This window comes from Streptomyces sp. NPDC056361, assembly GCF_042262805.1.
Lineage (GTDB): Bacteria > Actinomycetota > Actinomycetes > Streptomycetales > Streptomycetaceae > Streptomyces.
In genome coordinates this window covers 22,957-33,472 of sequence record NZ_JBHJQI010000003.1, presented here as the reverse complement: position 1 = coordinate 33,472, position 10,516 = coordinate 22,957, and the positions used below count along the sequence as shown (strand labels likewise).

The window sequence follows — 10,516 nt, the reverse complement described above, 5'->3', positions numbered from 1 at the left end:
AACCGGATGCGCACCCGCGACGATGAACCCCTCCCCAGGAGAGGAAGGACGCGATGTCACAGGAGGAACGCGACGCCAGGCTGGGCCTCACGGGCTTGACCGGTGCGGAGCGAGCAGCACGGATACGCCTGCTCACGGAGCAGATCGAACGCGAGGCCACCGCGGCGAAGGCCGCGCTGAACGCACGGCGTGCGGGACACCACCCGCCGCAGGACGCCCCCTCGACCATCGACCCCTCGGCGACGGCCTGAAGCGCCCCCGCGGCACCGCCCCGCGGCACCGAACGCCCCGGCCGCCGAGCTCGCGCCGACTCGCCCGAACCGACCGACTCGACCAGGACCCGACCTTCGGTCGGTAGCCTCCGGGTACATTCCGCGTCGGCCGGTCCGTGGTGGCGCCGAGGTCGAGCTGGGAGGCGGGCACGGTGAGCTGTCGTTGCGGCGGGGGCGGGAGCGCGCGGGTTCGCGGGCGGCGGTGCACGCCCGCCGGGACCGGAACGCTCCTGGAGGAGCGGCCCGCCACGGGTGGCTCCGCCGCGGAGCCGGAATCGTGAACGGTGGCTTCGGCGAGGTCTTCCGTGCGCTGCGCGTGCGGGACTTCCGGTTGTTCGTGCTCGGCCAGATCGTGTCGGTGGCCGGCACGTGGATGATGGTCGTCGCGCAGGACTGGCTCGTCCTCGGCCTGACCGGCGGGTCGGCGAGCGCCCTGGGTACGGTGACGGCGCTGCAGTTCGCACCCCTGCTGCTGCTCACGCTGTACGGAGGGCGGCTCGCGGACCGCTACGACAAACGGGCCCTGCTGACGGTCGCGAACGTGGTGTCGTGCGCGCTCGCCCTGATGCTCGCGGTGCTGGTCCTCGCGGGCGGGGTCCGCCTCTGGCACGTGTACGTGTTCGCGTGCGCCCTGGGCGTGGTGAATTCGGTCGAGGTGCCGGCGCGGATGGCCTTCGTCGGCGAGCTCGTGGGATCGGAGCTGCTGCCCAACGCCTCGGCGCTCAGCGCCGCGTACTTCAATGTCGCCCGGGTCGTCGGCCCGGCGCTCTCGGGGCTGTTCATCTCGGTGGCCGGTGTCGGCTGGGTGATGCTGGTGAACGCGGCCAGCTACGCGGCCACCGTCGTCGCGCTGCGCCTGATGCGGGGCGGCGCCGGGCGGGCGCGGCAGCGCGGCGACCGGGTGCGGGTGGTGGACGGACTGAAGGCGGCGGGCCGGTTCGATCTGGTGGTGCCGCTGGTGCTGGTCGCGGTGGTGGGCCTGTTCGGTCTGAACTTCCAGTTGACCCTGCCGCTCCTGGCGGCGCAGGTGCACCACGCCGGTGCCTCGACGTTCGGCGTGGTGACCGCCGTGTTCGCGGCGGGATCACTGCTCGCGGCGATGATGACGACCGTGCGGCGGGGCCGCCCGTCGGCCCGGCTCGTGGCGGGGGCCGCCGTCGGCTTCGGCGTGCTGGAGGCCGCCGTGGGCGTGGTGTCGTCCTACGGACCCTCGATGGCGCTGCTCTTCCTCACCGGTGGGGCGTCGATCTACTTCGCGCAGGCCGCCAACCACCGGGTCCAGCTCGGCGTCCCGCCCGAGCTGCGCGGCCGGGTCCTGGCCCTGTACACGCTGATCCTCCAGGGATCGACGCCGCTCGGCGCACTGCTCGTGGGATGGCTCGCCGACCGCTGGGGGGTCCGCTGGGGATTCGTCGCCGGCGGCCTGGTGTCACTGGCCGCGGGGCTCGTGGCGATCGCCGTGGAGCGGCGCGACAGGACGGCGACCGCACCGGCCGACTCCGTGGCGCCGGAGCCGTCCGGAGAGCGCGCGCGGCCCTGACGGAGCCGCGTCAGGTGACGGTGGGCCAGGACCGCAGCAGGGTGGCGATCCTCCCGGCCGTGCAGGCGGGGCTGAGGAGCAGGTCCTTCAGGGCCAGGACGTCCTGGCGGGCCGGTTTGACGCGGATCCCGGCGGCTTCGAGGTACATGACCCCGGTCGCGGCGGCGACGGCGAGGTTGGAGCGCTCCAGCCAGCGGCACCGGGCGAGGGTGTGCACCAGGGCGGCGGCTTTGGCGTAGGGCCCTTCGTATATGGGGTGCTCGAACAGTTCGGCGCGATGGCGTGCGACAGCCGAGACCGGGACGCCGTAGTCGTCGGGAGACGGGTCGTTCGCCCCGGCGATCTCGGCGACCTGCAGGATCCAGGGAACGTCGATGTGCAGTTCCATCAGGCCGCGCGCTCTCCCCCGGGCATCGGCTCGCCGTGTTCGGCCTCGTCGAAGACCCCCTGGTGTTCGGCGAGGAAGCGGGCGGCCGCGTCCACCGCTCGGGCGCGCAGGCCGCTGGCGTCGTCCTGCACCAGCCGCGCCAGGTAGTCCCCGACGCTCAGCCCCAGGTCGGCCGCCCGCTTCCGCGCGAGCTCCGCGACATCCTCGTCCACGCGCGCACCCAGCTGTGTCTTCGCCATACCCCGCATGGTAACAGTCGTTACCACATGGGTACAGGCTTCGGTGGCACACCGCGCCCCGGGTCGGCGCAGGGGGCTGCGGGGTGCGGTGCGGAGTGGGGAGCGCGAGGTCAGGTCGCGGCCGCGTCGTCCAGGCAGGACAGCAGGAACTCCTTGATCTCGGTGGCGTGGAAGCGGTCGCGGGCGCGGGTGGGGCGGGAGCAGAGCAGGACGGGGCCGTCGGCGGGGTCGTCCGGCAGGCGGCCGTGGCTGCCCTTGACGCAGGAGGGGTCGGTGGGCACGACGGAGACGGCGGTCCGGATGCCGAGCTTCACCTTGGCCAGGGTCAGGGCGGCCTTGGCCATGACCATGGGGTCGGCGGGGTCGAAGAAGAGCTCGGCAGGGTCGTAGCCGGGTTTGCGGTGGATCTCCACCCCGCGGGCGAAGTCCGGGGCCCGCTCGTCGTCGAGCCAGTAGTAGTAGGTGAACCAGCTGTCGGCGGAGGCGAGCGCGACGAGCTCGCCGGCGCGGGGGTGGCCCAGCCCGGCCTTCAGCTGCTCGTCCTCGTCGAGGACCTGCTCGACGCCCTCGGTGGCGAGCAGCAGGTCCCGCACCCGGGGCAGGTCCGCGGGGTCGGCGACGTACACGTGGGCGATCTGGTGGTCGGGGGTCGCGAAGGCGCGGGAGGTCCAGGGGTCGAGGTACTCCATGCCCTGCTGGGTGTACACGTTCAGGAGGCCCTCGCGGCGCAGGGCGCGGTTGATGTCGACGGGGCGCCGCACCTCGGTGATGCCGTACTCGCTCAGGGCCACCACGGTGCTTCCGCGCGCGGCCAGGGCGGCGAGGAGGGGGGCCAGGGCGTCGTCGAGTTCGCGTGCGGCGGTGCGCGCCTGCGGGGAGTTCGGGCCGTGTCGCTGGAGGTCGTAGTCGAGGTGGGGGACGTACACGAGGGTGAGGTCCGGATCGTGGTCGGCGAGGACGCGCCGGGTGGCGTCGATGATCCACCGGGAGGAGGCGATGCCGGCCTTGGGGCCCCAGTAGTCGAAGAGGGGGAAGGGTCCGAGCTCGGCGGTGAGGGAGTCGCGCAGTTCGGCCGGGACGGTGTAGCAGTCGGGGGACTTGCGTCCGTCGTAGTGGTAGACGGGCCGCGGGGTGACGGTGATGTCGACGTCGGCCCCCATGGCGTACCACCAGCAGATGTTGGCGACCTTGAGGCCGGGGCGGGTGCGGCGGGCCGTCTGCCAGACCTTCTCGCCCCGGACGAGGGCGTGGTGCTGCCGCCAGAAGGCGACTTCGCCCATGTCGCGGTCGTACCAGCCGTTTCCGACGATGCCGTGGTCGGTGGGGAGGGTGCCGGTCAGGAAGGTGGACTGGACCGAGCAGGTGACCGCGGGGAGGACCGTGTCCAGTCCCGCGGTGAAGCCCTGGGCGGCGGCGGACCGCAGGTGGGGCATGTCGGCGAGGGCCCGCGGCGTGAGACCCACGATGTTCAGGACGACGACGCTCATCGGGCGCTCCTGTCGGGTTGGGCGGCGTGCTCCCGCTCGGGCCGTCCCACCCCGGGACGGGAGAGCCCGAGGTCGAGCAACTCGCTTCGTGTCCAGGCGAGTTCGGCGGCGATGCCCGCGGCGAGACCGTCGGTGTCCTGGGGCGGTTCGGGCAGCACCGACCAGGTGTACGTCTCGGTCTCGAGGTGCCGTGTGACGGGGTGGTCGGTGCGGAGCAGCGCGGACAGCGCGCTCCGCAGGACGGGCCGGGTCGATGTCAGCGGGGGCGCCGGGTCGGCGTGGACGGGGATGTGGAAGTGGGTGCGCCAGGGGTTGCCGGTGGGGAGGGCCGTCGGTCCGGTGAGTGCTTCCGGCACGTCGTCCGTGCCGGTGGCGGGCGGCCCCTGCCGGCGTGTCTGGTGGAGGAAGCGGGGTTCGGCGAAGGCCGCGAGGGCGGCGCGCGTGGCGTCGTCCGCCGGGTCGTCCGCGTGCAGGGCGCAGGAGATCTGCGCCTTGAGCACGGGGATCCCGGCGCGGGCCAGCCGGTCGAGGGCTTCCCGCGGTGTCTCGAAGGCCACGGCGAGGTGGCAGATGTCCAGGCAGAGGCCGAAGTGGCGGGGGTCGAGGTCCGACAGGTACCGCACCGCGTCCGCGGTGGTCTCGACGAGGCAGCCCGGTTCCGGCTCGAAGGCGATCCGGACGGTCCGGCCGGTCCGCCGGCGCAGCTCGGCGAGTTCGTAGCCGAGGAGCCGGATCTGCCGGCCCACCCGGCGGAGGTGGTGCGGTTGCCAGTCGGCGCGCCATCCGAAGGGGAGGGTGGAGATCGTGCCCTCCCCCACGTCGTCGGGGAGCAGGCCGGCGAGCACGTGTGCCAGGTTCGCGGTGTAGCGGCGCCGTTCCGGGGACGTCCAGTCCGGGCGGTAGACGGCGTGCTTGACGACGGGTCGGTGGAAGCCCTCGTACGGGAAGCCGTTGAGGGTGACGACCTCCAGGCCGCGTGCGGTGAGTTCGCGCCGCAGTCCGAGCGTCAGGCCGGGGTCGGCGGCCAGGGCGGCCGCCACCTGGTGGGCGAGCCAGAGGCCGATGCCCAGGACGGGTTCGTCGAGGCGCTCGCGTACGGGCAGGGCGTAGGAGTCGAGTTGGGCGAGGATGCCGTCCAGGTCCTCGGCCGGATGGACGTTGGTGCAGTAGCCGAGGTGGACGAGCTCGCCGCCGGGATGGCGCAGGCGCATCAGCTGCCGCCCCTGCGGATCGAGTTCCCGGCGAACAGGTCTTCCTCCGCGGGGCGTTCGGCGTCGTCCAGGACGAGCCGGCCGCTCTGGCCGTAGAACTCGACCGGATTGCGCCACAGGACCTGGTCCACGTCGTCCTCGGTGAAGCCGGCGGCGAGCATGGCGAGGGCGGTCGCGTGGGTGCGCAGCGGGTCGCTGTGGCCCCAGTCTGCCGCCGAGTTGACCAGGACGCGGCGGGTGCCGTGCTCCTTGAGGAGGGCGACCATGCGGTCCGGGTCCATCTTGGTGTCGGGGTAGACGGAGAAGCCCATCCAGCATCCGGACGCGGCGACGAGCGGCGCGGTGACCTCGTTGAGGTGGTCGACCGCGACGAGGGCGGGGTCGATGCCGTCGGCGCGGACGAGGTCCAGCGTGCGGGCGGTGCCGACGGCCTTGTCGCGGTGCGGGGTGTGCACGAGGGCGGGCAGGCCGTGTTCGCGGGCGAGGGCGAGCTGCCGGGTGAAGGCGTGCTCCTCCGCGTCGGTCATCGCGTCGAAGCCGATCTCCCCGACGGCGACGACGTTGTCCTTGACGAGGTATCTCGGCAGGTCGTCGAGGACCGGCAGGCAGCGGGGGTCGTTGGCCTCCTTGGGGTTGAGCGCGAGGGCGCAGTAGTGCCGGATGCCGTACTGGGCGGCGCGGTAGGGCTCCCAGCCGAGGAGGGCGTCGAAGTAGTCGCGGAAGCTGCCGGGAGAGGTGCGCGGCTGGCCGAGCCAGAACGCGGGTTCGACGAGGGCCCGGACGCCGGCGGCATGCATGGCGCGGTAGTCGTCGGTGGTGCGGGAGGTCATGTGGATGTGGGGGTCAAAGATGCGCATGTCGCTCTTCCGTGTCGTGGAGGTCGAGCTGGGTCAGCAGGTCGTCGGGGACGGGTCGGCCGGCGGCGAGCCGCTCGGCGGCGAAGGCGTGGAACATGCGGACGAGTTCGGGGTCCGTCCGCCTCGCGAGACCCGCGACGGCGTCCAGCGGAACGCCCATGAAGACGCACTTCAGGACGGCCTGCCGCCAGGCGGGCTGATCGAGGTGCCGGGCGGTGTACGGGCCGACGGCGGCCGTGACGATGCGGACGTCGTTGGTCCGCAGGGCGTCGGCGATCAGGGGCAGCGCCGCGGCGCCGACCGCTCCGTCCCGGTCGAGGAGCGGCAGGGCGCGCAGCACGGCGAGGCGCTCGGCCGTGTCCCCCCGCCCGTACAGCTCCTCCAGCGCCGCCGCCCGCTCCGGCGCGGAGCCGGGCAGGGCCTGCAGCAGCTGGGCGCGGACGGCCTGCCCCGCGTCGGCGCCCGCGTGGCGGGCCGCGAGGGGGAACAGCGTGCTCAGGGCGGTCGGATCGGCCTTCACGCGCTGGATCGCCTCTGTCGTCCAGGGCCGCGCGGAGGCGGCTCGGAGGGCGTCGAGCGACCGGGCGGCGGTCGCCGGGCCGCTGTGTCCGTGGCGGGGCAGCTCGACGGACACCAGGCCCCGGTAGCCGGCCTCGGCCAGCGCGGCCAGGACGGGAGGGAAGTCGATCTCGCCCTCGCCGAACTCCAGGTGCTCGTGGACGCCGCGGCGCATGTCCTCGATCTGGACGTTGACCAGCCAGGGCGCCGCCCGCCGTACGCACTCGTCCGGCGGGAAGGGTTCCAGGCACTGGCAGTGCCCGATGTCGAGGGTCAGGCCGAAGGCCTCCGGGTTCCCGAGGGCGTGGCGCAGGCGCTCGTAGCCGTCCAGGTCCGCGACCAGCATGCCCGGCTCCGGTTCGAATCCGAGCCGGACGCCGACGAGTCCGGCGGTCTCGACGACCGTGGCGCATCCCTCCTGGAGGTGCTTGAAGGCCTCGTCGTGGTTCATGCCGGGTTCGGGCACGCCGCTCCAGAAGGAGACCGCCTCGGCCTCCAGGTCGGCGGCGATCCCGACGGCCCGCCGCAGGAAGCCGAGCCGGCGCGCGCGTCCCTCCGGTTCGCTGTCGAGCAGGGTGGGGGCGTGCTTGCGCCAGGGGTCGAGGACGTAGCGGCCGCCGGTCTCCACCACGACGCCGAGGCCGAGGGCGGTCAGCCTGCGCCTGGTCCTGGCGAGCCGACGGCTCAGGCCCGCGCTGTACGGGTCGAGGTGGCCGCGGTCCAGGGTGAGGGCCACTCCGCTGTATCCCAGACCGGCGATCACCTCCAGTGCCTCGTCGAGACGGTGGTCGCCCAGCCCGTTGGTGCCGTAGCCGAAGCGCAGTGCGGTCATGTCGGGGACACCTTCCGGGACAGTCTCTTGGCCAGCGGGTAGGCGGCGAGGAGCGGGAGCGCGGCGCGGACGGAGCCGCCGCGCACGGCCAGGGCCGCCTGCAGCGGGATCATGGCGTGGATCCCGGCGCCCACCACGCGCCGCAGGCGGGTGGCGTCGGGGCGGACGGTCGCGGTCAGCTGGGCGGAGCCGGCCGCGAGGACGTAGCCGCCGAGGAGCGCGGTCGACGTGGCCCGGTGGGCGCGCCGGGCGGTCGCCGGCGTCAGCGCGGCGGCGAGCAGGCCGACCGTGGCGGTGGCCGCGAGCGCGGCGGCCGGCAGGGAGGCGCCGGCGCCGAGGGTCTCCTTGCGGCTCACCGCCGTGACCGCGTACGTGTGCCCGGCGAGGAGGGCCGCCGGGGCGAGGGCGTGCCGCGCCCCCCGGGCTCCCGCGCCCATCAGGACGTCGAGGCCCCGTGCGGCGGCCATCGCGGCGGGCCCGTACGGCGTGTTCTTCAGGGACAGGTCGTAGGCCCAGACGGTGGCCGCCAGGGGGACGGCGACGGCCAGGCTGTCCCGGCCGTCGGCCGCCGCGGCGGCGAGACCCGCGCCGGTGAGCGCGGTGGCGGTGGCGAGGGCGGCGCGGGGGCTGATCCGGCCGGAGGGCACGGGGCGGTGCGGGCGTTCCTCGGCGTCCACCTCCCGGTCCGCGTAGTCGTTGAGCGCCATGCCCGCCCAGTACAGGCAGGTGGAGGCGAGCGCCAGCCGCGCCCGCCGTCCCGCGGTGACGGGCCGGCCGCTCGCCGCGGCACCCGCGAGGGTGTCGCCGAGCACGGTGAGCGCTGCCGGGGCCCGCACGAGCTCCAGCGCGGTCCGGGCCCTGGTCACGAGCGCGGCGCCGGTCCTGGCGCCGGCGGCGGTCCCCGTCATCGCCCGTCTCCCGCGTACCAGGTCCGGAGTGCCTCGAACTGGGTGACCAGGCGGTGCTCGGCCGGTGAACCGTTCGCGCGGACGGGGTCCTTGAAGAAGAAGGAGAGCTGTTCCTGCGGCCCGGTGGCGCCGGTGTCGCGGGCGCGGGCCAGGAAGCGGGCCAGGTCGAGGACGAGGGGCGCGGCGAGTGCCGAGTCGACGCCCTGCCAGGTGAACTGGAGGCTCATGGGCGTGCCGAGGAACCCTTCGAACGCGATGTGGTCCCACGCCGTCTTCACCTCGCCCATGCTCGGCACGTAGTCGATGTGGGTCAGGCCTTCCACCCGGTCGCCGAGGAGGGCCGTCAGGCCGCTGCGCTTGGAGGTGTTCTTGCTGAGCGCGGCCTCGGGGTCGGCGAGGGTCGCTCCGTCCCCGCCGCCGAGCAGGTTGGTGCCCGACCAGGACCGCACGCGCAGTCCGCGGTGGGCGAACATCGGCCCGAGGGCCGTACGCACCAGGGTCTCGCCGGTCTTCCCGTCGCTGCCCGCGTAGGGCAGCCCGCGCAGCTCGGCGAGTTCCCGCAGGGCGGGGACGCGGATGCCGGGCGAGGGGGTGAAGTCCACGTATCCGCAGTCGGCGCGCAGGGCCGCGTACGCGTACAGCGAGCTGGCGGGGAGGACGTCCGGGGCCTGCGCCAGGGCCGCTTCGAGGGCGGGGAGGCTGTCGTGGGCGGGGTGGACGACCGCCGGCGGCTCGGTGGAGGAGACGTTGACGACCACGACCTGGTCGAGCCCGTGGCGGTCGCGGAACGAGGCGATGTCCCCGGTCAGCGCCTCGGCCGCGGCCCGCTGGGGTCGGTCCGGGGCGGTACGGGCTCCGGGGCGGATCTCCCGGTCGGCGGCTCGGAGCGCCGCCTCGACGCCGTGGAGGAGGGACGGCGGGAACACTCCGGCGGCGGCGAGCTGCTCGGCGCGCTTGGGCAGGGGCGTGTCGGTCACGTCGTGGCCGCCGAAGACCAGCCCGTCGACCGGCGGCAGTCCGGCGTCCGCGAAGTCGTCCAGTTCGGCGACCATGCCGACGGGCGGGACCAGTCCCGCTCCGACCGCGGCGGCGCCGACGACGGCCGTCGTCGCCACCGAACCGCGGGCACCGACGAACCAGACGCCGGTCCGGCCGTTCTCACACGTGGGGGTGTCACTCATGTCCGGTTCCTCGCTTCCGGGCCGGGGTGGCGAACGCGGCGTCGAAGGACGCGGTGGAGGGCCTCGTCTCGGCGAGGCGGCGGATGAACCCGACGGCTTCGGCGGCGCCGTCCAGGCGGTCCATCCCGGCGTCCTCCCATTCGATGGACACCGGGCCCTCGTAGCCGATGGCGTTGAGCGCCCGGAAGCAGTCCTCCCAGGGCACGTCCCCCCGCCCCGTCGAGACGAAGTCCCAGCCCCGGCGCGGGTCGCCCCAGGGCAGGTGGGAGGAGAGGCGGCCGCGACGGCCGTCACCGACGCGGACGCGGGTGTCCTTGCAGTCCACGTGGTAGATCCGGTCCGCGAAGTCCAGGATGAAGTCGGCGGGGTCGATGTCCTGCCAGACCATGTGGGACGGATCCCAGTTCAGGCCGAAGGAGGGCCGGTGCCCGATGGCGTCGAGGGTCTTCCGGGTGGTCCAGTAGTCGTAGGCGATCTCGCTCGGGTGGACTTCGAGCGCGAACCGGACCCCCTGCTCCTCGAAGACGTCGAGGATGGGGTTCCACCGGTCGGCGAAGTCGCGGTAGCCGGCTTCGGTCATGCCGGGGGTCGCGGGCGGGAACATCGCGACGGTGTGCCAGATCGCGGAGCCGGTGAACCCGACGACGGTGTCGACCCCGAGGAGCGCCGCGGCCCTCGCGGTGGCCGCCATCTCGCGCGCGGCGTTGCGGCGCACCGTCTCCGGGTCATCCGACCACAGGCGGGCCGGCAGGATGGCCCGGTGGCGCTCGTCGATGGGGTCGTCGCAGACGGCCTGGCCGACGAGGTGGTTGGAGATCGCCCACACCCCCAGTCCGTGCCGGTCGAGGACCTCTCTTTTCCGGCGTACGTAGTCGGGGTCGTCGAGTGCGCGGTCGACTTCGAAGTGGTCGCCCCAGCAGGCGATTTCGAGGCCGTCGTAGCCCCATTGCGCGGCGAGCCGGCAGACCTCCTCGAAGGGCAGGTCGGCCCACTGCCCGGTGAAGAGGGTGATCGGACGTGTCATGGCGGGTCCACCTCTGATG

At 73.9% G+C, this 10,516-nt stretch carries 11 protein-coding genes; 2 read left to right on the top strand and 9 right to left on the bottom strand.

Translation table 11 applies throughout. From position 1 onward, the window contains the following. Positions 1-53 precede the first annotated feature (53 nt). Positions 54-251 (top strand): hypothetical protein, encoded by a 198-nt coding sequence (locus ACFCY7_RS01600; protein WP_376480433.1) that lies wholly within the window; start codon positions 54-56, stop codon positions 249-251. Positions 252-549: 298 nt separating this feature from the next. Beyond that, positions 550-1,812: an MFS transporter gene (locus tag ACFCY7_RS01595; protein WP_376480432.1), complete on the top strand. Its 1,263-nt coding sequence runs from the start codon at positions 550-552 to the stop codon at positions 1,810-1,812. A gap of 10 nt (positions 1,813-1,822) precedes the next feature. Here ACFCY7_RS01595 and ACFCY7_RS01590 read toward each other — a convergent pair whose 3' ends face one another. The 9 genes from ACFCY7_RS01590 to ACFCY7_RS01550 all read right to left on the bottom strand — a co-directional run bounded on the left by ACFCY7_RS01590 (position 1,823) and on the right by ACFCY7_RS01550 (position 10,497). Beyond that, entirely contained in the window at positions 1,823-2,200 is a 378-nt protein-coding gene (locus ACFCY7_RS01590; RefSeq protein ID WP_376480431.1) for a fic family toxin-antitoxin system, toxin component, read from the bottom strand. Beyond that, the gene (locus tag ACFCY7_RS01585) at positions 2,200-2,439 is read right to left on the bottom strand and encodes a hypothetical protein (protein ID WP_376480430.1); all 240 of its coding nucleotides are present in this window, start codon (positions 2,437-2,439) and stop codon (positions 2,200-2,202) included. The genes ACFCY7_RS01590 and ACFCY7_RS01585 overlap by 1 nt, the downstream gene beginning before the upstream one ends. Before the next feature lie 110 nt (positions 2,440-2,549). After that, the gene (locus ACFCY7_RS01580; protein WP_376480429.1) at positions 2,550-3,926 is read right to left on the bottom strand and encodes a nucleotide pyrophosphatase/phosphodiesterase family protein; all 1,377 of its coding nucleotides are present in this window, start codon (positions 3,924-3,926) and stop codon (positions 2,550-2,552) included. Beyond that, the gene (eboE, locus tag ACFCY7_RS01575; protein WP_376480428.1) at positions 3,923-5,137 is read right to left on the bottom strand and encodes a metabolite traffic protein EboE; all 1,215 of its coding nucleotides are present in this window, start codon (positions 5,135-5,137) and stop codon (positions 3,923-3,925) included. The genes ACFCY7_RS01580 and eboE overlap by 4 nt, the downstream gene beginning before the upstream one ends. Further along, entirely contained in the window at positions 5,137-5,994 is an 858-nt protein-coding gene (locus tag ACFCY7_RS01570) for a TatD family hydrolase (protein ID WP_376480427.1), read from the bottom strand. Before ACFCY7_RS01570 ends, eboE begins: the two co-directional genes overlap by 1 nt. Next, positions 5,981-7,384 carry an EboA domain-containing protein gene (locus ACFCY7_RS01565; protein WP_376480426.1) on the bottom strand — a complete coding sequence of 468 codons (1,404 nt, stop codon included), beginning with the start codon at positions 7,382-7,384 and terminating at the stop codon, positions 5,981-5,983. The genes ACFCY7_RS01570 and ACFCY7_RS01565 overlap by 14 nt, the downstream gene beginning before the upstream one ends. Continuing rightward, positions 7,381-8,292, bottom strand: coding sequence for an SCO3242 family prenyltransferase (locus ACFCY7_RS01560; protein ID WP_376480425.1), 912 nt, complete (start codon positions 8,290-8,292; stop codon positions 7,381-7,383). Before ACFCY7_RS01560 ends, ACFCY7_RS01565 begins: the two co-directional genes overlap by 4 nt. Beyond that, positions 8,289-9,473, bottom strand: a complete 1,185-nt coding sequence (locus ACFCY7_RS01555; protein ID WP_376480424.1) for an inositol-3-phosphate synthase — start codon at positions 9,471-9,473, stop codon at positions 8,289-8,291. Before ACFCY7_RS01555 ends, ACFCY7_RS01560 begins: the two co-directional genes overlap by 4 nt. Continuing rightward, positions 9,466-10,497, bottom strand: a complete 1,032-nt coding sequence (locus ACFCY7_RS01550; RefSeq protein WP_376480423.1) for a sugar phosphate isomerase/epimerase family protein — start codon at positions 10,495-10,497, stop codon at positions 9,466-9,468. Before ACFCY7_RS01550 ends, ACFCY7_RS01555 begins: the two co-directional genes overlap by 8 nt. Between the last annotated feature and the right edge of the window lie 19 nt (positions 10,498-10,516).

What these genes read in the sequence shown, in the direction of transcription:
- ACFCY7_RS01565 (WP_376480426.1), bottom strand. Translation starts at nt 7,384, where the DNA reads ATGACCGCACTGCGCTTCGGCTACGGCACCAACGGGCTGGGCGACCAC.
- ACFCY7_RS01600 (WP_376480433.1), top strand. Translation starts at nt 54, where the DNA reads ATGTCACAGGAGGAACGCGACGCCAGGCTGGGCCTCACGGGCTTGACC.
- ACFCY7_RS01580 (WP_376480429.1), bottom strand. Translation starts at nt 3,926, where the DNA reads ATGAGCGTCGTCGTCCTGAACATCGTGGGTCTCACGCCGCGGGCCCTC.
- ACFCY7_RS01570 (WP_376480427.1), bottom strand. Translation starts at nt 5,994, where the DNA reads ATGCGCATCTTTGACCCCCACATCCACATGACCTCCCGCACCACCGAC.
- ACFCY7_RS01560 (WP_376480425.1), bottom strand. Translation starts at nt 8,292, where the DNA reads ATGACGGGGACCGCCGCCGGCGCCAGGACCGGCGCCGCGCTCGTGACC.
- eboE (WP_376480428.1), bottom strand. Translation starts at nt 5,137, where the DNA reads ATGCGCCTGCGCCATCCCGGCGGCGAGCTCGTCCACCTCGGCTACTGC.
- ACFCY7_RS01585 (WP_376480430.1), bottom strand. Translation starts at nt 2,439, where the DNA reads ATGGCGAAGACACAGCTGGGTGCGCGCGTGGACGAGGATGTCGCGGAG.
- ACFCY7_RS01555 (WP_376480424.1), bottom strand. Translation starts at nt 9,473, where the DNA reads ATGAGTGACACCCCCACGTGTGAGAACGGCCGGACCGGCGTCTGGTTC.
- ACFCY7_RS01550 (WP_376480423.1), bottom strand. Translation starts at nt 10,497, where the DNA reads ATGACACGTCCGATCACCCTCTTCACCGGGCAGTGGGCCGACCTGCCC.
- ACFCY7_RS01590 (WP_376480431.1), bottom strand. Translation starts at nt 2,200, where the DNA reads ATGGAACTGCACATCGACGTTCCCTGGATCCTGCAGGTCGCCGAGATC.